Origin of the sequence: Vibrio sp. Isolate22 (genome assembly GCF_022398115.1) — a bacterium.
Taxonomy (GTDB): domain Bacteria; phylum Pseudomonadota; class Gammaproteobacteria; order Enterobacterales; family Vibrionaceae; genus Vibrio.
The window spans coordinates 125264-148663 of record NZ_JAKEUW010000001.1 but is presented as its reverse complement, the minus strand read 5'-3'; the positions used below and the strand labels follow the sequence as shown (position 1 = coordinate 148663).

Annotated in this window: 16 protein-coding genes; 9 read left to right on the top strand and 7 right to left on the bottom strand. The window is 45.4% G+C overall.

The features are described 5' to 3' along the window. Positions 1–154: 154 nt before the first annotated feature. The 4 genes from L1D55_RS00680 (at position 155) to lhgO (ending at position 6397) form a co-directional block, all read left to right on the top strand. Positions 155–1495 (top strand): sigma-54 dependent transcriptional regulator, encoded by a 1341-nt coding sequence (locus tag L1D55_RS00680; protein ID WP_239916013.1) that lies wholly within the window; start codon positions 155–157, stop codon positions 1493–1495. Between the two features lie 320 nt (positions 1496–1815). After that, positions 1816–2829 carry a TAXI family TRAP transporter solute-binding subunit gene (locus tag L1D55_RS00675; protein WP_239916011.1) on the top strand — a complete coding sequence of 338 codons (1014 nt, stop codon included), beginning with the start codon at positions 1816–1818 and terminating at the stop codon, positions 2827–2829. A gap of 149 nt (positions 2830–2978) precedes the next feature. Beyond that, on the top strand, positions 2979–5156 hold the full coding sequence (locus tag L1D55_RS00670; RefSeq protein WP_239916010.1) for a TRAP transporter permease: 2178 nt from the start codon (positions 2979–2981) through the stop codon (positions 5154–5156). 26 nt (positions 5157–5182) lie between these two features. Further along, the gene (gene lhgO, locus L1D55_RS00665; RefSeq protein ID WP_239916007.1) at positions 5183–6397 is read left to right on the top strand and encodes an L-2-hydroxyglutarate oxidase; all 1215 of its coding nucleotides are present in this window, start codon (positions 5183–5185) and stop codon (positions 6395–6397) included. 142 nt (positions 6398–6539) lie between these two features. Here lhgO and L1D55_RS00660 read toward each other — a convergent pair whose 3' ends face one another. The 6 genes from L1D55_RS00660 to L1D55_RS00635 all read right to left on the bottom strand — a co-directional run bounded on the left by L1D55_RS00660 (position 6540) and on the right by L1D55_RS00635 (position 16115). Continuing rightward, entirely contained in the window at positions 6540–8075 is a 1536-nt protein-coding gene (locus L1D55_RS00660; protein ID WP_239916005.1) for a M28 family metallopeptidase, read from the bottom strand. A 113-nt stretch (positions 8076–8188) separates the two neighbouring features. Further along, the gene (locus L1D55_RS00655) at positions 8189–10558 is read right to left on the bottom strand and encodes a M4 family metallopeptidase (protein WP_239916004.1); all 2370 of its coding nucleotides are present in this window, start codon (positions 10556–10558) and stop codon (positions 8189–8191) included. Positions 10559–11096: 538 nt separating this feature from the next. After that, positions 11097–11372 (bottom strand): hypothetical protein, encoded by a 276-nt coding sequence (locus tag L1D55_RS00650; RefSeq protein ID WP_008216093.1) that lies wholly within the window; start codon positions 11370–11372, stop codon positions 11097–11099. Positions 11373–11571: 199 nt separating this feature from the next. Next, positions 11572–12891: an ATP-binding protein gene (locus L1D55_RS00645; RefSeq protein ID WP_239916003.1), complete on the bottom strand. Its 1320-nt coding sequence runs from the start codon at positions 12889–12891 to the stop codon at positions 11572–11574. A gap of 36 nt (positions 12892–12927) precedes the next feature. Next, on the bottom strand, positions 12928–13632 hold the full coding sequence (locus tag L1D55_RS00640) for a response regulator (RefSeq protein ID WP_239916002.1): 705 nt from the start codon (positions 13630–13632) through the stop codon (positions 12928–12930). 293 nt (positions 13633–13925) lie between these two features. After that, positions 13926–16115: an EAL domain-containing protein gene (locus tag L1D55_RS00635; RefSeq protein WP_239916001.1), complete on the bottom strand. Its 2190-nt coding sequence runs from the start codon at positions 16113–16115 to the stop codon at positions 13926–13928. 262 nt (positions 16116–16377) lie between these two features. On the opposite strand from L1D55_RS00635, the gene L1D55_RS00630 reads away from it, so the two are divergent. After that, a complete protein-coding gene (locus tag L1D55_RS00630) occupies positions 16378–17469 on the top strand; it encodes an alpha/beta hydrolase (RefSeq protein ID WP_239915996.1) in 1092 nt (363 codons plus the stop codon). A gap of 355 nt (positions 17470–17824) precedes the next feature. After that, positions 17825–19024, top strand: coding sequence for a diaminopropionate ammonia-lyase (locus L1D55_RS00625; RefSeq protein ID WP_239915995.1), 1200 nt, complete (start codon positions 17825–17827; stop codon positions 19022–19024). 144 nt (positions 19025–19168) lie between these two features. Here L1D55_RS00625 and L1D55_RS00620 read toward each other — a convergent pair whose 3' ends face one another. Next, positions 19169–19660 carry an Lrp/AsnC family transcriptional regulator gene (locus L1D55_RS00620; RefSeq protein ID WP_239915994.1) on the bottom strand — a complete coding sequence of 164 codons (492 nt, stop codon included), beginning with the start codon at positions 19658–19660 and terminating at the stop codon, positions 19169–19171. Positions 19661–19969: 309 nt separating this feature from the next. Between L1D55_RS00620 and L1D55_RS00615 the strand changes: the two genes are divergently transcribed. The 3 genes from L1D55_RS00615 (at position 19970) to dctP (ending at position 23309) form a co-directional block, all read left to right on the top strand. Further along, entirely contained in the window at positions 19970–20764 is a 795-nt protein-coding gene (locus tag L1D55_RS00615; RefSeq protein ID WP_239915993.1) for an Asp/Glu racemase, read from the top strand. A gap of 104 nt (positions 20765–20868) precedes the next feature. Beyond that, positions 20869–22080 carry a M20 aminoacylase family protein gene (locus L1D55_RS00610; protein WP_239915992.1) on the top strand — a complete coding sequence of 404 codons (1212 nt, stop codon included), beginning with the start codon at positions 20869–20871 and terminating at the stop codon, positions 22078–22080. A 185-nt stretch (positions 22081–22265) separates the two neighbouring features. Beyond that, the gene (dctP, locus tag L1D55_RS00605; RefSeq protein ID WP_239915991.1) at positions 22266–23309 is read left to right on the top strand and encodes a TRAP transporter substrate-binding protein DctP; all 1044 of its coding nucleotides are present in this window, start codon (positions 22266–22268) and stop codon (positions 23307–23309) included. Positions 23310–23400: the final 91 nt, after the last annotated feature.

The following is a 23400-nucleotide window of genomic DNA, read 5'->3' as shown; positions in this document are numbered from 1 at the left end:
TTTTGAACCATTAAAGAGTGAAACAAGTTGAAGCTAACAAACATCACAAAACTGTTAAAGGGGTGTTACTCAAAGTGGGAGCTAGCTCCTTTTCGTCAGCACCGTTTTTGAATACCGTGGGCGGCATATTCGGTTCAAGTGTTAGGAATAGGCCATGCAACGTATAGCTTTGATTGAAGATGATGCGATTGTGCGTCAAGCAACCAGCCAGTGGTTACAGTTGGCTGGCTTCGATGTCACTGCGTTTGAGGTTGGGCAAGATGCGTTAAATGCAGTCAAACAGGGGGACTTTCACACCATCATTAGTGACGTGCGTTTGCCCGATATTGATGGGGTGGAGCTGCTTGGAAGATTTAAGAGTTTGGTTCCAGAAGTCCCTGTTATTTTGATCACCGGGCATGGTGATGTTGATATGGCGGTGAAGGCGTTACATCAAGGCGCCTATGATTTCATCGAAAAGCCGTTTGACCCTGAACGTCTTTCCCAAACCGTTTCTGAAGCGGTCGAGAAGTACCAAAGCAGCCAAGATAGAGTTAACCGTCAAAGCTACTTAAATAACCTAAAGGGTATTGAGCAGGTTCTGATTGGTCGCAGCAAGGTGATGTGCGAACTGCGCGAACAAATACAGAAGGTTGCTTCCATAGACACTAATGTGATCATTTATGGTGAAACTGGCTGTGGTAAGGAGTTAGTCGCTTCTTGCTTGCATGAGTTTAGCGAACGTAAAAGACACCCTTTTGTGCCGCTTAACTGTGGTGCCATTCCTGAAAATTTGTTTGAGAGTGAACTGTTTGGGCATGAAGCTGGAGCCTTCACTGGAGCAGCAAAGCGACGCATTGGTAAGCTTGAGTTTGCTGATAAAGGCACGGTCTTCCTTGATGAAATAGAGAGCATGCCTTTGTCTATGCAGGTCAAGGTGCTGCGAACTTTACAAGACAATGTCGTTGAGCGTGTGGGGGGTAACCAGCAGCAACACGTTGACTTGAGGGTAGTCTCTGCCTCGAAATGTGACTTATTGAATCATCCTGACTTTCGCCAAGATCTGTTCTATCGCTTGAACGTTGCCCAACTGCACTTGCCGCCACTTAGTGAGCGTGAAGATGACGCTTTGATCCTTTTTGAACACTTTACTCAAGAAGCGAACAGTGAAACTCGGGTTGCCAGCGAGGCCGATCGCCACGCCTTATTGTCTTATGCATGGCCGGGTAATGTGCGTGAGCTGCGCAATGTCGCGATTCGTTTTGCGTTGGATGAAAGCCTAACTGTTGGGGATATATTGGCGTGTCGCCCCAATTCGGTAACGGAATCTGCCACCGCGGGAATTCCGTTAGCGGTGCAGGTGCAGAGTTTCGAACGTAAAGTGATTCACGATGCGCTGGTGCGTTATCAAGGGCGCATCAATGACGTGATGCAAGATTTAGATTTACCTCGTCGAACGTTGAATCAAAAGATGGTGCGCTATGCGTTAAACCGAAGCGATTATGTCGATTCATAAATGACGGCTAGAGCTAAGGGTTACTCTGAGCCAATAAGCAAGAAATGGCTCACCTCATATTTGGCACTTTATAAATATTGATCACATAAATAGGTCACAGTGTGAGCTAGCTACTTCTGCACAGATGTTAATGGTTGTTTTGGATAAGCAAAAAATGGCTCATTCATTCACTATCAAATAAGCAACAATTAGCTCACTTTAAATGGTGATATAAATAAATTTTAATAAAAACATAAAGTTAAGTTTTGGCATTGCATTTGCTATCTAGCGATTGTTGTTAACAAAAATATAACGTGAATAACTCTACATGGAGAGTAACAATGAAATACAACAAGCTAGTTAAAACTTTAGCAATCGCAATGGCATCCATTGGCCTTATCAGCAACGCCTCTGCTCAAGAAGAGCGCAGCTACATCTTGGCGACCGCTTCAACTGGTGGGACTTACTACCCAGTAGGCGTGGCGTTGGCGACATTGAGTAAAGTTAAGCTTGCGCCAAAGCAGCACTTTTCTTTGGCGGCTATCAGTTCTGCCGGGTCGGGCGAGAATGTAAAACTGCTTAATGAAAATGAAGCCCAGTTCGCTATCTTGCAAGGCTTGTACGGCGCGTGGGCTTGGCAGGGACTAGGGCCATACGAAAAATCGGGTAGCCAAACTCAGCTGCGCTCTGTCTCTATGCTTTGGCAAAATGTGGAGCACTTTATTGTACGCTCAGAATTGACAGAAACCGGCACCATGAGCGATTTAGAAAACCTCAACGGCAAGAAATTTTCGATCGGTAAGAAAAACTCAGGTACAGAGAACTCAGGTCGTCAGATCATGCAGGGTCTATCAGTAAACCCAGAACAATTTAAACTCGCCTTTATGGGTTACGGTGGCAGTGCTAGTGCGCTACAAAATGGCACGATTGATGGCATGAACACCCCAGCGGGTGTACCTGTGGGCGCGGTAACCCAAGCTTTTGCAGCTCTAGGTGAAGATATTCAAATCCTGTCGTTTACCGATGAACAGATCAAACAAGCGAATGGCGATTACAACATCTGGACCAAGTACGAGATCCCTGCCAATACCTACCCAGGTGTTGATAAGCCGATCACCACAATCGCTCAACCTAACTTCCTAGCGGTTCGTGAAGATATCTCAGAAGAAGATGTCTACCAACTAACCAAAGCTATCTATGAAAACCTACCTTTCCTACAAGGTATCCACAAAGCAACCAAAGCCATGGCGCTTGAGAAAGGGATTGCAGGTCTGCCTGTTCCACTTCACCCGGGCGCAGCGCGTTACTACAAAGAAGTGGGCATCGAGCTTCCTTCTGAGTTGGTTGTTAACTAACGGCTTTCGTCGACTCACTGTTTTAGTCGATCCCCCCATCTTTAATGGCTTAACTGCTAGGTGCGCGTTCACATTGTGAATGGGTTCGTGCACCTACTTACTTTATGGATTTTCTCTGCGCATTTTGCTGTGGAGAGCAGGAGTTTTCTATGAGCGATTCGCTGCAGCAGGAACTGAAAAAATTTGAATTGCCGACCCGAACGGATTTTCCGTGGGTAGGCAAAGCGATAACAACCATGGGTGTGATCCTCTCCCTATTACACATTTGGTTTAATACCTTATCTACCTTACCGGAGCTTTGGATCTCTGCGACTCACTTTGCTGGTTTCGCGATCATTTGTGCGCTTTGGTATCCCGCTCATATATCATTGAAAAAGAGCAAGGTAGCGCTGGCGGTCGATATCGGGATCGCATTGGCAGCATTGGCTTGCCTTATCTATATCCCCTTTGCAGAAGATGCCCTTTATGAACGAGGCGTGAAGTTTATCGCCAGTGATTGGTTCTTCTCTATCTTGGCGATTGCTATCGTCATTGAGCTGATTCGTCGTACCATGGGCTGGTTTATTCCTGTACTCATTCTGGTGTGTTTGAGCTACGTAGTGGTGTGGGGACAATGGACTAGCGGCATCTTCCACTTTCCTGGTTTGAGCCTTGAGACACTACTCTACCGAAGCTTTTATTCATCGGAAGGTATGTTTGGCTCTATCTCTAGAATTAGCTGGACCTTCGTATTCATGTTCATCTTATTTGGCGCTTTCTTAGTGCGCTCGGGCGTCGGTGACTACATCATTGATGTCTCTCGCGCGGCGGCGGGCAAAGTGATCGGTGGTCCAGGTTTTATTGCGGTGATTGGCTCTGGTTTGATGGGTTCAGTGTCCGGTTCGAGCGTGGCTAATACGGTGTCGACGGGCGTTATCAGTATTCCTCTGATGCAAAAAGCAGGCTTCCCTTCGCGTTTTGCGGCAGGTGTTGAAGCGGCGGCATCAACGGGTGGGCAGTTGATGCCACCTGTGATGGGGGCTGGTGCCTTTATCATGGCGTCTTACACACAGATCCCTTATGTCGACATCATTGCGGTTTCTTTCTTGCCAGCGCTTATCTACTTCTTGTCAGTGGCATTTTTCGTGCGTATTGAAGCGAAGCGTAGCGGTGTACAAAAAGTCTCTTCAGGTTGTGAGCCTCTATTAAAAGTACTCTTGTCTGGTTGGCATAACCTTATCCCTCTTGCAGTGCTGGTGACTCTGTTGGTGCAAGGCTTTACGCCGACGTACGCTGCGGGTATCTCAATCATCTCGGTAGTTGTCGCTTCCTGGTTCTCTAAAAATCATAAAATGGGACCAAAGGCGATCATCGAAGCGCTTTCTCAAGGCGCAAAAAACATGGCAACCACAGCTGTATTGCTAGTGGGCATTGGTTTGGTGATCAACGTGATCAGCACCACGGGCATTGGTAATACCTTCTCATTGATGATCAATAGCTGGGCCAATGGTGACTTGTTGGTGATGATTGCCTTGATCGCGCTAGCATCTTTGATTCTCGGTATGGGCTTGCCAGTCACCGCGGCTTATATCGTGTTGGGCACTCTGTCTGCTCCAGCCTTGTACAAGTTGATTGCTGAAAGCCAGCTGCTTGACCTGTTGGTTTCGGGTCAATTACCAGAGCAGGCGAAAGCAATTTTCATGTTGGCAGCACCAGAAAAGCTGGAACTGCTTAACGCACCTATGGCTCTGGAAACCGCAAAAGAACTGATTGCGTTAGTGCCCGCTGATTTTGTCGAAACCCTGCTTGAGCAAAGTTTAGGCTTAGAAGCGATCAGCCTTGCGCTGCTCTCTGCACACTTGATTATTTTTTGGTTATCGCAAGACAGCAACGTGACGCCACCGGTTTGTTTAACCGCCTTTGCGGCAGCGACGATTGCTAAAACGCCGCCAATGAGAACGGGCTTAATGGCATGGAAGATCGCCAAAGGCTTGTACTTGGTGCCACTGCTTATCGCTTACACCAACTTGGTAAGTTGGGATGTGACCTCGGTTTTAGTGACTGGCGGCTTTGCTATTATTGGCACTTATGCATTTATTGCAGCGATTGAAGGTTACCTCGAGAGCGAAATCAATCTTGTGTTGCGCGCAGTATTGATTGCCTTGGGTGTGGCTTTGGTTTGGCCTGATGTGTCAATTGTGATTCGCTTGGTCGGTGTAGCACTGTTTGTTGCTATCTTCGTCTACAGCGGTCGTAAGTACGATATCAATCAAGTGAAAAAGCAGTCGGATGAAGAGCAAGAGTCTTTGTCTCAAACCGAGCCTGGCACTGTCGCTTCTTCCCTATAATTTAAAGGACTGAATGTAGGAACATTATGAACTCAATATACGACTATATTATCGTTGGTGGTGGCATTGTTGGCGTGTCGACGGCATGGCAACTGAAACAAGCTCACCCTGATAAAAGTATCCTTTTAGTTGAAAAGGAACGTGGCTTTGCGCAGCATCAAACGGGTCACAACAGTGGTGTGATTCACGCTGGTGTTTACTACGCTCCGGGTAGCTTGAAAGCGGATTTCTGTAAGCGCGGCGTAGAGCGCACCACCGCGTTTTGTCGCCAACATGATATCCCCGTCGAAAACTGCGGCAAGTTATTGGTTGCGACCAATGAGCAAGAAGTTGAGCGCATGAACGCGCTCTATCAGCGCTGCCACGATAACGATATTGATGTCGATTTGTTGGATCAAGCGCAGCTCAAACTGGCCGAGCCGAACATCACAGGCTTAGGGGCGATTTACGTCAAAACTACCAGTATCGTTGACTACAAAAAAGTCACCGAAGTGATGGCTCAGCAGTTTGTTGAGGCGGGCGGGGAGTTGAGCTTGGGCACTGAAGTTATCCTAGCGGACGAACAAGACGACGAGGTGCAATTGACCTGCAAAGTGGATGGGCAGACCTTGCAGTTGAACAGTCGATTCTTGATCACTTGTTCAGGCTTAATGGCGGACAGAATGACTAAGATGCTCGGTATTGAAACTGACTTCCAAATCGTCCCTTATCGCGGTGAATACTATCAGCTTGATGCTAAACATAACCAAGTGGTGAATCACCTTATCTATCCGATCCCTGACCCTGAACTGCCTTTCCTCGGCGTACATTTAACACGCATGATTGATGGCTCGGTAACGGTAGGACCCAACGCGGTTCAAGGGTGGAAACGAGAAGGTTACGGTAGGCTGAACTTTAGCATTAAGGATACCTTGCAGATGCTGAGCTTTACTGGTTTTTGGAAGGTGACGGTTAAGCACCTAAAAACCGGTTTGATAGAGTTCAAAAACTCGTGGTGGAAGCCGGGCTATCTAAGGTTGGTTAATAAGTACTGCCCGAGTATCACGGTGTCTGACTTTAAACCTTACCCGGCAGGTATTCGTGCTCAAGCGGTACTCAAAGATGGCACCTTGGTTCATGACTTCCTGTTTGCGGAAAGCCCAAGAAGCTTGCATGTGTGCAATGCACCATCGCCAGCGGCGACTTCAGCGATGCCTATTGGTGAGTATATTTGTACTAAGGTGATGAAAAAGACGGCGTGATGATCGTTTAAGGTCATTGTTCGAACTTTCCTCTGGAGAGAATAAGAAACCCGCGAGCTCAATTCTATTTAGGATTGAACTCGCGGGTTTTTAGTTTTTGCAGTGTTTTTCGGGTTGTTGATTAGTTAGTAATCAACCGACCTTACAACCAATCAGGAACAAAGTTAGCGACGATAGAGACATCGCTGAAGTTGCGATAGCCGCGCACCATGATGCTGAATTCACCCGCAGGTTTGTCCAATACACATTGTTCGTTGCTGCTATTCTGGTACGGGCGGCAGTCAAAGTTCGCTTTCGATACCACACCGTTATATTTGACGTATAAGTCGGCATCGCCACTGCGAGGCCCCGTTATGGTTACGGTCAATTTCCCTGCATATTCCGTCGTTACGGTAAAGAATTGCTCGTCACCGTAGCCTGCGGATAGTCCTTCAACAGGGATGTCATATTGAAGCTCTGTTGGACCTGCAACAGGTGAATCCAGACTAGTTTCCACGAGATAAGCAATCGCCAACTTAGCGAACTTTGAGGCATGGGTTGCAGTCGGGTCTGAGTTCTCAATCGTATCATGCTGAGTGTGGATGCTAGGGTTGTAATCGTTGAACATGCTCTCGAACGGCATAGCTGCTGGGTAGCCGACGTTGTGCCATGAGGCGTGATCGGAACAGGCATAACCACAACGGTCGAAACTGTAACTGATGTCGCTAGCATAGGTGTCAATCAACTCACTTAGGTAAGCCGTTAGGTTGCTATCAGTGTAGTCGGTGATGAAGGTGATATCGTGCGCCGAGCCATTGTAGTTAGTCATGTCCAACTGAAGTACAGAGACAACATTTGCTTGTTCGTCTCTAAGTGCATTAGCAACATCTTGTGAACCACGTAGTCCTACTTCTTCCGCCGCATAGCCATAGAACTTGATGGTTTTGTCTGGCTGAATACCACTAGCTATCATCAAACGCAGAGATTCAGTAACCGTAGCAATCCCCGACGCATCATCGTCTGCTCCTGGAGAGATTGTGCCTTCACTCGTCCAAGAACCAACCGTTGAGTCGAGGTGTCCGCCAACGACAACGATCTCTTCTGGATACTTCGCGCCAAGTAAGGTGACTTCGACAGACTTTTGCGGATACTCTGCGTGCGTGATTTGGCGTGCTGAAGCGTATGGCACATCTTTGATTTCCCTTTTCCAACGCTCTAGCAGCCAATCTGAAGCAGCAACACCCGTGGAAGTGGTATAAAAACGGTTGGTGAAGTTGGTTAGATTTTCGATGGTCGTAACCATGTTGCTTGGCTCAACCTGAGCGAGTAAATCATTCACTGTCTCTTGATGGCTGATCACCGGTTTTTCGAAGGTGCTCATTGTTAGTGGCATTGCTGAAGCTTTTAGCGCGCTTGCTTTGTCTTCGTGCACCATGTAGCCGCCACAACGGTGAGTCTCTTCATGCATATGGCTAGACAGTTTAGCTAATTGTTTTGCGTTGATTTTTGCAACGATGGAGTGCTTGTTTCCGTTTACTGCTGTGTAAACCGTTGCGCCGTGTTCCACTATCAGGTGCTGAGCGTCAGCATCGGTGGTGATCCAAACTTCTGAGCTTTCTGGCGATGTAATCCCCAGGGATGCGTAAGCCGTTGCGCTGCCAAATAGAGCCACCGTGAGAATACTTTTTTGAATAGCCATTTGATGTCCTTTCTATCGTTTATATTGTTGTTTTTCTTATTGCTTTAGCTATGAGGGTTTTCATTACCCATATAGTCAAAGGGCCCCTTTCGGAGCCCTGAATTAACTATCGATTATTGTGTTTTGATGAAACGGTAGTGTTTGGTTTCTGAACAAACATCGCTTGAGGTACACACTTGGTACTCCACATCTACTGTGCCGTTGTGACGGAACTTATCGACGTATGAGTTGAAGTCTGTTGCACCAACATTTTTGCCATTACGCTTAATCACGAAGTAATCGTTAGTGTCGTAATCCCATGCCAGCTTGACGCGAGCTTTACCATTCGGATTTTTGTTACCGAACTTCAGTTTTAGTGGGAAACCTTCCGCAGAGTCACCTTCAATCGTGATCGATTTGCTTGTTGATGTTGCAACGCCAGCGTCGTCAGTTACGGTCAGTGTTACTACGTAGTCGCCCGCTTCAGCGTAGGTGTAGCGAGTTACTTCACCCGTTTGCGTGTTGCCATCACCAAGGTTCCATTGGTAAGAGACGATTTGGCCGTCGCTATCTGAGCTGGTGCTGCGAAGTTCGACTTCTTTACCAACCACAGAGTGCTCAAATGAAGCTACAGGTGGTACGTTAGTGCTGCCTGCTTCATACGACGCTTTCAGGTTGGCACCTGTGTAATCTGAGTAGCCCAGAATGTTAACGGTGTAGCGACCTGCTGTTGGGTTCTCGATGACACAAATTTCATTGGTCACGCTTTCACTCTTACAGATGTTCTCTTGTGGGCTTGGTGCATAATCGAGACCGACATACATATCTGGATCACCCGTAGAGACAGCCAGATCAATCGTTAGTTTGTCTTGGCCTGCGGGTACTTCGATATCAAAGTAAGTCTTGGAACCTGTTTCACCAGCCACTGGTGCTTCAACCCCATTTTCTAGACGCTGATATTCAGGCTCTGGCGGTAGTGGCGGCTCATCACATGGCGTCACTCCTACCAATGCGAATGCAGAAACTACGTCATCGGTATTGTAGCCAAGATCGGTCGCTGAGCTTTTCACGCCACAAGCACCTTGCCAGAAATCACTGTTTTCCGACCAGTAGATCTGGTTAGCCAATACGAACAACTCGAACGCTTTCTTTGTGTCCCAACCTTGTGTCGTTGCAAGGTGGTAAAAGGCCTTGTTGAATACACCTGAGCTGTAGTGCACGTTCAAGCCATCGTAGTATTCCGATGCGTTGTTGATTGATGAACCGTCACGTGATGGGTCATCCATGTAACGTAGAGCACCGTCACCTTTGAAGATATTACGACCGACCATCCAGTCGTTGGTGCCTTTCATGTAGTATTCTGCAGCTTCACCAGCGATGTCTGAGAAGGCTTCATTCATACCGCCAGATTGGTTTGCGTAGATCAGACCTGAGTTTTGCTCAGTGAAACCGTGGCTGACTTCGTGTGCTGATACGTCAAGGCTAACAAGCGGGTAGAAGAAGCTTTCACCATCGCCAAATGTCATTGCCTTACCATCCCAGAATGCGTTCTCGTAGTTTGAGCCGTAGTGAACACGCATCATGAGTTTGAAAGAAAGTGGTGCAGTATCGAACCAGTTTTTGTACATATCGAAGACAACGTTGCCGAAGTAGTGGGCATCGTTTAATGGAGAATAGGCACCGTTTACTTCTTTGTGTTCGTTGCGAGGGCATTCGTAACTGTAAACAGTATCGCCATCTGTTGCGCCATTTAGGTCAACCGTGACAACGTTGTCCGACTCCATCACACATTGAGTACCGTTTTCTTGCACATCAAGATAGTGATAGTCCGTACCATATTCGTACATACCTGTTTTTTCGTTACCACCAGGCCCTGTACCGATCTGTGCGTGAGCAATACCTTCCCAACGGTCGATGATTTCACCCGAGTGAGCATCTAGCATAGTGAATGGTCGTGAAGGCTTGTCACCACCCTTGAGGAGGTAAGACACAACGTACACTAAGCGTGTTTTATCCGAACCTTGCTTGCTGACGCCTTGGTTATTCTCACCTTGATAGATAAACAACTCATGCTGGATATTGTCTAAAGACTTACTCGTTAAGCCTTGAGCCTTTAGATCTTTACTCGCAAATTCAACCGCTTGAGCGCTATTGATTGATGGCTTGACGAAGGAGCGCTCTAGAGATGTCGTTTTCAAGTAACGGCCTTGAACAGACTTAAGCGCGCCACCTTGAACACTTTGGGTTGCGTTTAGGTAGTGTCCCCAAACCGGCGTCCCCCAAATGTTTTGTTGGATCTTAACTTTGTAGATACCGCGCTTTTTCAGGTTAACTTCTTTAACCATTTTGAAGCTTGAAGCATTGCTGACGCCTAACTGAGTATTTAGCCCAGAGAAGCTTGTAAAGTTGATCGGTTGATTAATGCTAACGGATTCACCCGCGTGCACTGATAAAGACATAGCACTAGCTATAGCAACGGCAACTAAACGCTTTTTCATTTTCATTGTTCTTTTCTCTTTCCATGTAAAATCCATGGAAACATAACAAAAATATCACATTGAATTTACATCATTCGATCGGATTAATTAGTAGCATGGCAGCGATCTCTTTTATTCATGAAAATTATATTTCTCGTATTTACAGATAGTTATGATTTCTGTTTATTTTTGAATGCACCCATATGTTTTTTTATAAAATCATGATGAATTTATTAACTGTTATTTATCGAAGTGAAATAACACCATTGTATGAATTGATCTGTGCCTCAATTAATCGAGTTCAAGCTGATAGAAGAGTAAATGGTTGAAATGCGTACGTTGTACTTTGCGACGATTAAGTGATTTTAAAAATGATTTTGACGAAGATTCTATCTTTTAGACGCTTATTGCTTAAGTTGTCATTTATTTCGTATCGCGATTTTTGAGACGTCTTTTGGCACAGTGCTCAAAAAGTCAGGAACAAAAAAACCAGCGACGAATGCCACTGGTTTGAAGATTCTTGCTTGGATTAGCTTGCGTTTAACGTTACGTAAGCTCTCGCAAATTACTGCTTTTTACCGCCAACTTGAACGTAGTCGATACCGATAATGCGGTTGATGATACCAAGGGCAGAGCTGGTGTCAGAGTTTGTTGAACGGATGGTATCAACACTTGCACCTTCAGGCACCAGTTCCATTGCACGATCCTGTGTATTGCCAGGAATTTGGAAGCCTACGATGTTGAAGCTTTCAGCGTGCGCAGTGTACACCTCATCGTTGTGGGTAATACCTGAACAACCGGCAAGAGAGACAATACCTAAAACAACTAATAATTTTTTCATAAACATACCTTTAGAATAAATGGGATCTAGAGGCTTTGCCTTTGGCACTAATGACTCGTAAAGAACGTCGGAGCGGTTCTTCGCCGCACTCAAGTGACAAGCCATTAATAGTGGTGCCAAGGTTATCTAGATCGAATAAATGGATTGGGAGACAGTGCCTCCCAACCGATGTGAACATTATTCCAGAGGTGTTTTGTCGTTACTGTATGGCTTTGTCAGCTGCTTCGTTACAGAGTGGGAAAGTGATGGTGAAGACCGCACCGTTCAAACTAGGGCTTTGAGCGACTTGGACGGTTGCATTGTGTTGGACGCAGATTTTATGGACGATAGATAGTCCTAAGCCATGACCGCTCTTAGCTTTGTTACGTGCTTTGTCGCCAACATAAAAGGGATCGAACAGGTGTGCTCGGTGTTCTTCTGCAACGCCATCACCATCGTCATGTACCGCAATTTGCAGCTGCTCTTGGTGTTTGGTTACTTCAATTGAAATCTGCGTGCGTGCAAATTTCATTGCATTACGTACGAGGTTATCCAAAGCGCGATTGAGCAGGGTTTCGTCTGCCACTATCGATTGCTCGTGCTCTGATAAGCAAAGGTCAATACTGAGCGCGGTCTCTTTGCTCCAACGCGTCGTCGCGTGCTCGAGAAAGTCGTTTATTTCCAATGGCTGCTGAAGGCTTTCGAGAGCAGTGCTATCGAGCTTGGCATAATACAAGAGCTCATCAACCATCTTTTCCATCTCTTCCGTATCTTCAACAATGCTCTCAATGGTTTTCTCTTGTTCTTCATTCAACGGCGTGTCTTTCAGCATTTCAGCTTGCCACTGAATACGAAATATTGGCGTGCGTAGTTCATGAGCGACCGCATTGGTGAGTGAGCGATTACTTTCAACTAAGCGGTGAATTCGATCGGCCATGAGGTTGAAGGACTTGTTCAATGAGCCAATCGCGATGCCGCTTGAGGTTTCAGCTCGCGTCGAAAGATCTCCTTCTGCAAAACGCAGAGTAGCGGATTCAAGTTTCTTAACTCGTCGGAAGATGATCAGTACATGGCACAAGCCATATAAGATAAAGCTCCCTAAAAAGAACAACCAAATGAGGTCATCTTCCAACTCTATCTTTTGCCTAACAAGCGCTTCGCTGTTGGGGAGGTAGTGGTAAGTGTCGTCACTACTTGCTAAGCGAAACCATAGGTCACGTTCATCATCATGAAAGATAAAGGTGTCTGGATTAGCAATGAAGAATTGTGAAACGGGGCCTGGTATTTCATCTTGTGGGCTGAGGATCACCAGTTTATTTCGTGTGGTTTCGACAAACTGGTTTATGGCTTGATGAGCAGCTTCAAGCCCCTGATTCTTTGCGATGTTTTCTATCAGCTGTTGGTGGGCTGCCGCTTCATAATCTTGCAGTACATATTCGTAGTCAGTATTGAGCTGATAGACACAGATTTCATAGGCGATAATACCTGCCATAAAACAAACTAACAGCCCTACTAGGGACTCCAAATAGATACGTCGCATAATCGTTCTCTTTCATTACGCTCGTACTGAGCGAGTTTAGTGCCAAGCGGTGGAAACAAATAAGTAACCTTTACCGCGAATGGTCTGAATTTTTTCTGCTGGCGTATGGTCGTCACCCAGTATTTTTCTCAGGCGCACGACTTTGTTGTCAATGGTTCGATCAATGCCGTCATACTCAATACCACGCAAGGTTTGTGTCAAGTAGTCACGTGATAGTGGTGTATCAGGGTTACTCGCCAATAGCCAAAGTAGGTCAAATTCACTGTCTGTGAGTGACAACACTTCACCTGCCAGTTCGCATTTCTTATAAGTGTTTTTTAACACCAGTTGATCGAACTGTAGGCTGTCTGAGTCATCGGCTGAAGCAGTATTAGTGTCTTGGCGGCGTAATAATGAACGAACTCTTGCAAGCAGAACTCTTGGTTTGATTGGCTTAGTGACATAGTCATCAGCCCCTGTCTCTAAGCCTGCGACATGATCAAAGTCGTCGTCGCTAGCAGTGAGCATCAGGATTTTACCTTTGTAATGTGTACGCGTCTGTCGGCAGATTGTAAGTCCGTCGCTTACAGGAAGCATCAGATCCAGTAATACAATGTCTGGTTGTTCCGCGAGGATAGTCTGTGCAGCACTGCTGCCATCATCGAGTACCGAGACGTCAAAATCTTGCGCGATAAAGTAGTCTTGCAACATTTTTTGAAGCTTTAAATCGTCTTCCACGATGATCATTCTAGGTTTTGTCATTCCATTATCAGCCTTATCGTGTGTTTAACTTATGAGATTCCGTGAGTGCAATTATCTTATTAGGTAATCATAGTTGCATATTAGGTTCGAATGCTTCACGAAAAATACCTGATGCGAATGATTAAACACTTTATAAGTTAGTTCAATGCTGAATTGGCATTTATAACAAAAATAAAAAACATTGTTCAAATGTAAGACTGGCAACCATTAAGCCCAACTTTGGAATGGGCTTAATGGTGAGGTTCTATTTCAATAGACTAGATGGAAAGCGGTAGGTGTGAGGTGAACTAAGTCTACCTTTCGGGATACATGGCATTATGGTGCTTCGAAAACTCAATGAACTTGTCTAGTGGCATGGGTTTGGCAAAATAAAAGCCTTGTACTTCATCGCATCCTGCTTGGTTCAAGAACTCCAGCTGCGCTTTCTCCTCGACACCTTCAGCGAGAACGTTAAGAGAGAGTTCGTTTGCAAGCTTACATATCATGTTCAAAATGGATTGGTCATCGGTGTTTTTCAGTAAGTCTTTGACAAACTCGCGGTCGATTTTTAAGCGATCAATCGGCAGCAGTTTTAGGTAACTTAGAGATGAATAACCCGTTCCGAAATCATCCAATGCGATTTCGATTTTTAGGCTCTTTAAGTCGTTCAACATTGCTACGACTTTGGATACGTCACCTAGCATGGCGCTCTCGGTGACTTCTAATTCCAATAGATCTGGAGAAAGCCCCGTTTTTTCGAGTATCAGTTGCGTCAACTCCAAAATATTCTGTGCAGAAAACTGAATACTGGAAATATTGACCGCGACTTTTACTCCGCTTAACTCTTTGTGGCTCTGCCAGTGGTGGCAGTCGGTCGTTGCCTGTTCGAAGATATGTGCCCCCATTGGAATGATTAAATGCGACTGCTCAGCCAAAGGTATGAATAGATCTGGTCTTACAATCTCACCGTTGGCCTTTTTCCAGCGCATAAGTGCCTCAGCCCCGATAATGCGCTTTGTCTGGACACAAAACTGAGGTTGGTAATAAGGGATAAACTCGCGCTCTTCGATGGCGTTGTTCATCTCCTTAATTAACGCTACACGTTGCAGTGCTGCGTAAGACAGTTCGGGTTGGTGTCGTACCGTGATACCTTCGCCTCTTTCCTTAGAGACATACAGCGCAATGTTGGCTTGTATCAGCATTTCGGAACTGGTTTGCGCGCCGTGAGAGCTGCAGCTCGCACCAATGTTAGCAACCAGTTTTATCTTGTTGTCATCAATAATAATCTCATTAGAGATCACATCGCTTAACATAGCGAAAAACGCTTCAGCACCCTTGTCACCATCGTGCTCTTTCGCGGGTACGGCAATACAGAATTTGTTCTCATCAAGTCGACCTAACAGAAGATCAATCATCGTTGAGAAGCTAGATAGGCGTTTAGATAGGTGAAGCAAAATAGTATCACCTGCCTTATAGCCAAGGGTGTTGTTGATATCTCTAAAGCGCTTAATATCAATGATTAATACAGTGACATGCTGATTATTTTCTTCTTGTATTGCTAACAGATCATCAAGCGAGCGTAAGAAGCCTAAGCGATTGGGCAATTTAGTGAGCGAATCATAATAAGCGAGCGTTTCGATTTTCTTAGTTAAGGCTCTACGCTGTTGCTCTTTGTCGTATAGTCCAGAAAATGCCAGCTGTAGTTCTGATATTTCGTAGTAGTTCGCGGGTAATAACGTCACGTTCTCATCTTTGCCTTGAGCTAACAAGCTAAGTGAACGAGTGATGTTTTTTAGTGGTGTTGAAACCCTGCGAGCCACCTTGTAGTTGATTAGCATGACCGTAAGAAAACTTAGGATACTGATGAGGGTCAGCGACTTGTTGATCATCTCACCGTACTCAAGCCAATCATCAACGACAGTAGTGACCTCTAGCAGGCCGCGAACATCGTTGAGTTTCCAATCATGTTTGGGGGAATCTGGGTGGCTGTTGTGGCAGTTCACGCAATTGGCGTTACTCAGGCGGTCTGCGCGTGCAACTCGGACAAGTGTTTGATTATTCTCTTTTACAAACTCTACATAAAAGTCATCGGGCTTTTTGTTTATCGCAACCCACGCGCGTTTTTGAAACTCATCAAACAGCCTATCTTGGCGATTTTTGAATGGATACGGGCTAGTAAACGACGTCGTGATGGTGAGGTCTTTATCAGAATTATCAAGCATTTCGATAAGGAAAGTGGCAGGTACGGGAATACTATTCTCTTGGGCGTGGTGAGCGGTTCCAGCAACTAAGTGTTCATTATTGACCACCTTTTCAACCACATGTGAGGCGTAGTAATTACGAATGCTATGGAATGTTGTTACATAGTTCTTCGCGTTCTCAATCGATACTCTTTGAACAAAATTTTCCAGAATAATGGTAGATATTAAGGAGAAGAGCAAAATACAAACAAGTGCAATGACTATGATTGGATAAACAATGGTCCAAGATAGTGACCGCTTCATACAATACCTTTACTGAAATTTAAGTTGGCTTAGCCGTAAGTGTTTGATTTCATATGGCTAATGTTGGTTTCGACGGCATTATATATATCTGTAGATAAGCTAATGTAAGGCTATGTAACTGGTCTAACTTGTTGGCTTTGTATGAGCTGGATATAGATTGATGAATGGTATCAGTCGCTGTACATTCTATTACATTCTCAAGACAGATAGTTTGACGGCTAAATAATAGAATTTTCCCATCTTACGTTTGGGGAATCATTGCATGAAGTACTATCGAAGCGCGTTATTGGCATTACCACTAATCTTTTTAGCTGGATGCCACTCTGGCTCCAACACCATGAAGAAACAATTACCTCAACCCAAAGCCGATTATGTGTTCTCATCGGCCAAGCTAGGAAAGTTGTATCAAGACCGAGAAGAGCTCCAAGAAGCCTTCACACTGAATTACGATGGTGTGCTGTACGAGAAAGTGATGTTTGCCGAGGATATTAGCGGGCAGAAGAAAGTCATCAGGCTTGTCGACCGACTAGGTCAAACCATTGACATGTATTTCCCTGATGCTGGAGTCGATACCTGTGGCATTTATAAGGAAGGGGATTTCTATGATGAGTTTGATTGCAATGCTGCACAGCGCTCAGTGTCGAATGAAACCACATTAATCCAAACGACAACCAGTGATAGAAAACGGCCTATTGAATTTGAGTTCTATACCGAAGCGTTAGATTACGTGACGACGCTAGGCTCTACGGTTCTAACCCGCTCTCTACAAGATAACAAAGTCACGATTACTACCTCGTTCGCTTTTAAAGCTTTCTACCGAGATAGATTTAATAAGTCTGCTGTTGGTGAGCGTATTGACTCCACGTTAGGCGTATCAACCTATTCTCAGCTGTTTGACATTGTGAAGTTATCTCAAGGCCGAGATATGACATTAAAGTTCGATAATCATATTGGTGGGAGTGCCGATGATGAAATTAACATGTACACCGGACGCATGATCCATAGCAATAAGATGACAACCATCGTGACTCCAAGAGGTTCGGTTTTCTCGGGGGGGACGGACTTATTCGCAGCGGGCTACCCACGTATTTTACAACGTGCAGACACCAGTAAAGCTATTGAACAGAATAAGCAGGTTGGTGTACACAGTTGGGCTGAGGGAGATAAAACCGCAAAAGAATTTCCTTACACTAATGAGAGTCATCGCAGTCAAGCGACTTACTTTAACAAGGTGATGGGAGACAAAGGGATCGCTTTTTACATGTTTACCCTAAATTCAGCCCCAGCGTCTGGTGAACATTGGATGACGAAAGCGGATTCTGATAAATACAGTTTCATTACCCGTATTGAGTAAGTTTATGGACGACAACTGAGCGTTCTCCACCGATTGCTAAAGGTTGATAGTGGCTTTGTCATTATCAACCTTTTTTGTGGCGTCTATTTCCTTGGGGGGATAGTGCTATACACACGCTCAATAATTCGAATTGTTGCTATAGTGAATTGAGATTTGATTGCGATATTTTCAGGATGACTAAATTCTGCATTTTATAGTGGGGTAACAAAGAATTCCTTCAGATATTGAATTTAGAAAGCGTAATTAAGGCACTTTTTGTCCGATAGAATTTAATCTCCGCAAACCTTACAAGCCGCTACTTTTTGGCTTGGCTGTAGTAAGGAGCAATGTGAATGACTAATAAGGACGATCATTTATGCAGTTACTGGCAGGCACTCTGACACACTATGCGAACCCTAAAGCACGCCCTGAATTGGAGTACTCAAATGAGCAACTTGAAATTTTGAGTGTTGCGAGTTCTGAGCTGGCAATTAAGGATATTTCACAATGGCCGGGCTATGCCGTTACTCCTTTGCATGAGTTGAACGCGATTTCTGCTGAGATCGGCGTAAACAAATTCTGGTACAAAGATGAATCTCAACGTTTTGGCCTAAAAAGCTTTAAAGCTCTGGGCGGTGCTTATGCTGTTGCCCGTCAGCTTCAGCTTGAGATCGCCAATCGCTATGGAAAGAATCCGACCATCAGTGAATTGTTAAACGGGGAATGGAAATCAGAAGTTGCTGAAATCGTTGTCAGTTGCGCGACAGATGGAAACCATGGTCGCTCGGTTGCGTGGGGCGCACAAATGTTTGGTTGTGGTTGTGTTATCTACATTCACCGTGACGTATCAGAAGGCCGTAAGCAAGCGATGGAAGCATTTGGTGCCGAAGTGGTTCGTATTACAGGTAACTACGATGAATCGGTTCGTTTAGCTGATTCAGAAGCGCGAGCGAAAAATCGCGTGATTGTATCGGATACTTCTTACGAAGGTTACATGGAAATCCCAAAAGACGTTGCGCTGGGCTACACCGTGATGCTGGCTGAAATTGTCGAGCAACTTGATGGTGAAATCCCAACTCATGTTTTCGTGCAGGGTGGAGTAGGTGGTTTGGCATCTGCTGTCTGTGGCTATTTCTGGGATTTGTGGGGTGTTGATCGTCCACGCTTTGTAATTGTCGAACCTGAACAGGCTAACTGCTTGCAGAAGAGTGCTCAAGCGGGTAAACCGATTGTGGTAACGGGCGATCTGGAGACGCTGATGGCTGGACTTGCCTGTGGTGAGGTTTCGAGCTTGGCATGGACGATTCTCCAAAACGGCGCTGATGATTTTATGACACTCAGTGAAGAGGCGATCCCGCAAGCGATGCGCATGTTGGCGAGTGGCGAGAAAACGGAAGTGTCAATAGAAGGTGGTGAATCTGCAGTTCCAGGATTTGCCGCAGCGATCATCGCTAAACAAGAACCAAATTTCGCTGAAAAACTGAATTTAACGCAAGAGAGCCGAGTGCTAGTGATTGGTACTGAAGGGGCAACTGACCCGGACCTCTACCAACAAATCATCGACAATAAAATGTAATAACGATAAGTACATAGTTAGCAGTTAATAGCGAATTGCGAACAACGAATAATAAAGTAAGCCCCAAAGTTGGCGGTATGTAAAGTTTCTTCATACCGTCTTTTTTTTCTCTTTTTGACTTCATCCTATGACACGCCTTGCTTTCTAATCGCGCTGCTCATCAATCGGTATCGTCAGCCCGACCTTGACGTTATCCATCACCACATTGGTTTGAAAGCTTTTGATATTGGCGTTATCGAAGAATGCCTCACGAGTAAAATTATCGTACCCCTCCATATCTGCAGCCGTGACGATTAAGATAAAATCAGAGCTGCCTGTGACGTAATAGCACTGCTGCACAGAACGGTTCGAACTCATCTCTTTTTTGAAGTTATGCATCAAATCCACACGCTCACGTTCAAGTGTTACCTGAACGATAAACGTCATTCCGTGACCGACCGCTTTTGGGTTAATCACCGAGACATCAGCCTTAATTACACCTTGTGCTCTCATACGTTTTAAACGGCGCTGAACGGCAGCAGGAGAGAGCCCGACCTTCTCTGCAATCTTGTCTGATGTGGCTCTATTTGAGTCTTGTACGATGTTGAGGATCTTCTTGTCGAAACTGTCGACCACCAATGCAGGCTGTTGTGTCATACCCATACTTCCCAATGTTGATTTGTAAATATATTGTTTCTTTTTTTCAGTGTGTGATCGAGTTAAAGGTATTTGGCTCCAAAAATTAATTAAAGAGGATTCAGAACAAAAAATCACTATAACGCAATAAAAATGCGGAATTTCCGCACAATAAGGTATTCATTTAATGATAATCCTTAAAGTTGTCGATGCATTATTAACCTTGTGAACGAAATGTAAAGTTCAAAATTACAGAGCTTGAAGTTCGCATGATACATGTCGTTAACATTTGCTGAGTGTTGATATTGCCAGCTCAAGGAGTCGGAAAGTATGAAATCTGCAACTGCTACTTTACAGTTTGAATTGGAGAAATTGGCACCAGCAGGACGCGTCGGTGTGATTGCGTTAGCGACAGATTTCAATATTGAGCGTGATTTAAACATGTTGTTTCCAGACGATGTGCAATCGTTCACCAGCCGAGTTCGAAACTATAACCCTTTGACGATAGAGAACCTGCGGAAGATGGAGCCAGGAATCGCTGCTTGCGCTGATACCATCCTTCCAGGTACTGAATTGGATGTGGTGATTTACGCCTGCACCTCAGGCACGGTAGCGATTGGCAGTGAACGAATTACCCGGCTGATTCATCAATCTTGCCCAAATGCAGCAGTAACGAATCCGGTGACTGCGGCCCTAGAGGCGTTTGAAAGATTCCAAGCGAAGCGCATCTCAGTATTAACGCCTTATACCGAAGCTGTGAATCAAGACGTTGCAGCTTTTTTTGAGTCGCAAGGCGTTGAGGTGTTGAGCATTGCTGGCTTTGGCTTTGAAGATGACACTGCGATGACGTTCATCGATCCAATGGACATAAAACATGCCGCACTACAAGTTTACGACCCTGACGCGGACCTTCTGTTTATCTCTTGCACGGCACTGCGTGCAGCCTCGATGCTTGAATCCATTGAAGCGGAGCTAGATAAACCCGTTGTCAGCAGTAATCAAGTGTTGGCTTGGCACTCGCTTCAATTGATGAACTACCCCTCGCCCATAAAAGGTTTTGGTGCACTGTTAGAGCACCACCTAGACCCACCCTCAGATAATTGCCGAAGGCCGCAGTCGTTGTAACGACCTTCGATTAAAGCTGCTCGCTTCGCGTTTACATTCAGAGCAGCCAAATTAACTCCACATTATTACGTTAATACAAAGAATTTCGCTTTGGGACTACTACTATGCCATCTACTTTCTCGATTAAACCAGACCAACTTTCTTCGCTGCTTATTCAAAGCATGACGGAGTGGCGTCAACATTTACATCGCTTCCCTGAGTGTGGTTTTGATGTGAACCTGACCTCCGATTTTATCGCTGACAAGTTACACAGTTTTGGTATCGAGGTGGTGCGTAACATCGGTAAAACAGGATTGGTTGGGATACTTCGTTCAGGATCGAGTGACGCGAGCATTGGTCTGAGAGCTGATATGGATGCGCTACATATTCACGAACAAAACAATTTCGCACACTGCTCACAACATGATGGAAAAATGCATGCTTGTGGCCACGATGGTCACTCCGCAATGCTGCTCGGCGCCGCAAGCTATTTGGCCGAAAACCTATTGGAAGGGAACTCAACCTTCGATGGCACTGTGTATTTCATCTTTCAACCCGATGAAGAGCACGGTTGTGGCGCGCAAGCAATGATTGATGATGGCCTATTTGAACGATTCTCTATTGATGAAGTGTATGGAGTTCATAACTTCCCCGGTTTAGCGGAAGGTGAGTTGATGCTTCGCCCCGGATCATTAATGGCCAGTGAAAGTAGCTTTAAGATCACTATCAATGGTGTGGGTGGGCATGCTGCTCTGCCTCACCAAGGGGTCGATCCTTTAGTCGTTGGCTCACAAATCATTCTTGGTCTTCAAACCATAGTATCTCGTAATCTCAGTGCGATTCACGATACGGCTGTAGTCTCTGCGACCGAGTTTATTACCGATGGCACAGTTAACGTTATTCCGACCCAAGTAACCATTAAAGGTGATTGTCGTTGCTTCACTGAAGCTTCTCTCGATCGAATCAAACAAAGTATGGAGAGGATTGTGGCAGGTATTTGTCAGGCTGCGGGCGCGACTTACGATTTCGAGTTCATCAATACTTTTTACCCAACCATCAACAGCGAGCAACAAACCCAATACTCGGTTGCGGCCGCGCAGAAGGTGCTTGGTGTAGAGAACGTTAATGACGCCTGTGACCCGCTGACTATTTCGGAAGACTTCTCAAGTATGCTTCGCGTTAAACCGGGCTGTTATGTGCTGTTGGGTAACGGCACGGAATCGGTCGGTGGCTGCGCATTGCATAACCCTGAATACGACTTTAACGATGGCATATTAAAGCTCGGGGCGAGTTACTGGATTCAGCTAGTGAACGATCGTTTAGCACGATCAATTTAAAAGCGACCCAACTAGAAGCAATTCAATTTGAATCAATAAGTAGAGATATGGATTCAGCAGTGACGCATTTGGCACTGCAGATGGCTGACTTTAAACGGAGTTTATTGTCGTCACAGCCAAAACTGAAGCGCGTAAAGTGACCAAGGTCGCTAACGTGTAATTAGGATAATAAAAGGAAAGACAGGATGAAACGATTAGGCGTAGCACTGCTAAGTTTGAGCATGGTTTTTGGCGTTAATGCCGAAACATGGAAGTTTGCTTCAGAAGAGGACAAAACAGACGTTCAAGATATCTATGCGCAAAAATTTGCGGAAGTGATTAAGAAGGAATCTGATGGCGACATCCGTGTTCGCATCTATTACTACGGTCAACTGGGTACAGAGAACGACATCGTAGAGTTGGCTGCTAAAGGCACGATTCAATTTGTGTCGGTAGGTGCGGGTCACTTAGGGTCTTATGTGCCTGAGGTTCAGGCGGTGAGCTTGCCGTATGTACTGGGTACCAATGAAGCAATCACTCATAAGGTGTTAACGGAAAGCCCAACTATCTACAACAAGTTGGCACCTAAGTTTGAGAGCGTAAACCTAAAGCTGCTGTCGATGATGTCTGAAGGTGAAATGGTTTGGGGCGGCAATAAACCTATCCGTACACCTGAAGATTTTGCTAACCAGAAAATCCGAACTTTTACTTCAACCATCCCTGTTGAAACCTACAAAGCGTTTGGTGCAACGCCTACTCCTCTGTCTTGGGGTGAAGTGTACGGTTCACTGCAACTTAAGACCATCGATAGCATGGTTAACCCTATCTACTTCATCTATAACGCGAAGTGGCATGAGGTTCAAGACTACTTAATGTTCCCAGGTCAGCAACCTTATGTGAGTACCGTTTCGACCAACAGTAAGTGGTATAACGGCTTGTCTGAAGAGAAACAAGCCATGGTCGATAAAGCCATCAAAGCAGCAGACCAAGCCGCATACGACTATCAGATCCGAATCAACAAAGAGAACATGGACAAGATCTTAAAAGAGCGTCCAAACATGCAAGTGGTCGTGCTGACGGATGAAGAGCGCGAGCGCTTTAAAACGCTAAGCCAGAAACTACACACGACATACTACGACGTAGTGGCGAATGCATACCCAGCAGGTCAGCAAAGCGAAGCTCGTGAGGGTGCGAAAGTTATTCTCGAAGATATCCTAGATGAAGTGAAGGCTGCTTCAGCAACGCAATAGAAAGCGTTAGTAAGGATGATAGCTATCCGTTATATATTCCAGCGGATAGCTTCCCCCAACCTTCTCCAAATAGTGGCAATGGACTCGTGTC

What these genes read in the sequence shown, in the direction of transcription:
- L1D55_RS00645 (WP_239916003.1), bottom strand. Translation starts at nt 12,891, where the DNA reads ATGCGACGTATCTATTTGGAGTCCCTAGTAGGGCTGTTAGTTTGTTTT.
- L1D55_RS00680 (WP_239916013.1), top strand. Translation starts at nt 155, where the DNA reads ATGCAACGTATAGCTTTGATTGAAGATGATGCGATTGTGCGTCAAGCA.
- L1D55_RS00675 (WP_239916011.1), top strand. Translation starts at nt 1,816, where the DNA reads ATGAAATACAACAAGCTAGTTAAAACTTTAGCAATCGCAATGGCATCC.
- L1D55_RS00615 (WP_239915993.1), top strand. Translation starts at nt 19,970, where the DNA reads ATGAAATCTGCAACTGCTACTTTACAGTTTGAATTGGAGAAATTGGCA.
- L1D55_RS00655 (WP_239916004.1), bottom strand. Translation starts at nt 10,558, where the DNA reads ATGAAAATGAAAAAGCGTTTAGTTGCCGTTGCTATAGCTAGTGCTATG.
- L1D55_RS00660 (WP_239916005.1), bottom strand. Translation starts at nt 8,075, where the DNA reads ATGGCTATTCAAAAAAGTATTCTCACGGTGGCTCTATTTGGCAGCGCA.
- L1D55_RS00620 (WP_239915994.1), bottom strand. Translation starts at nt 19,660, where the DNA reads ATGACACAACAGCCTGCATTGGTGGTCGACAGTTTCGACAAGAAGATC.
- lhgO (WP_239916007.1), top strand. Translation starts at nt 5,183, where the DNA reads ATGAACTCAATATACGACTATATTATCGTTGGTGGTGGCATTGTTGGC.
- L1D55_RS00630 (WP_239915996.1), top strand. Translation starts at nt 16,378, where the DNA reads ATGAAGTACTATCGAAGCGCGTTATTGGCATTACCACTAATCTTTTTA.
- L1D55_RS00670 (WP_239916010.1), top strand. Translation starts at nt 2,979, where the DNA reads ATGAGCGATTCGCTGCAGCAGGAACTGAAAAAATTTGAATTGCCGACC.
- dctP (WP_239915991.1), top strand. Translation starts at nt 22,266, where the DNA reads ATGAAACGATTAGGCGTAGCACTGCTAAGTTTGAGCATGGTTTTTGGC.
- L1D55_RS00625 (WP_239915995.1), top strand. Translation starts at nt 17,825, where the DNA reads ATGCAGTTACTGGCAGGCACTCTGACACACTATGCGAACCCTAAAGCA.
- L1D55_RS00640 (WP_239916002.1), bottom strand. Translation starts at nt 13,632, where the DNA reads ATGACAAAACCTAGAATGATCATCGTGGAAGACGATTTAAAGCTTCAA.
- L1D55_RS00635 (WP_239916001.1), bottom strand. Translation starts at nt 16,115, where the DNA reads ATGAAGCGGTCACTATCTTGGACCATTGTTTATCCAATCATAGTCATT.
- L1D55_RS00650 (WP_008216093.1), bottom strand. Translation starts at nt 11,372, where the DNA reads ATGAAAAAATTATTAGTTGTTTTAGGTATTGTCTCTCTTGCCGGTTGT.
- L1D55_RS00610 (WP_239915992.1), top strand. Translation starts at nt 20,869, where the DNA reads ATGCCATCTACTTTCTCGATTAAACCAGACCAACTTTCTTCGCTGCTT.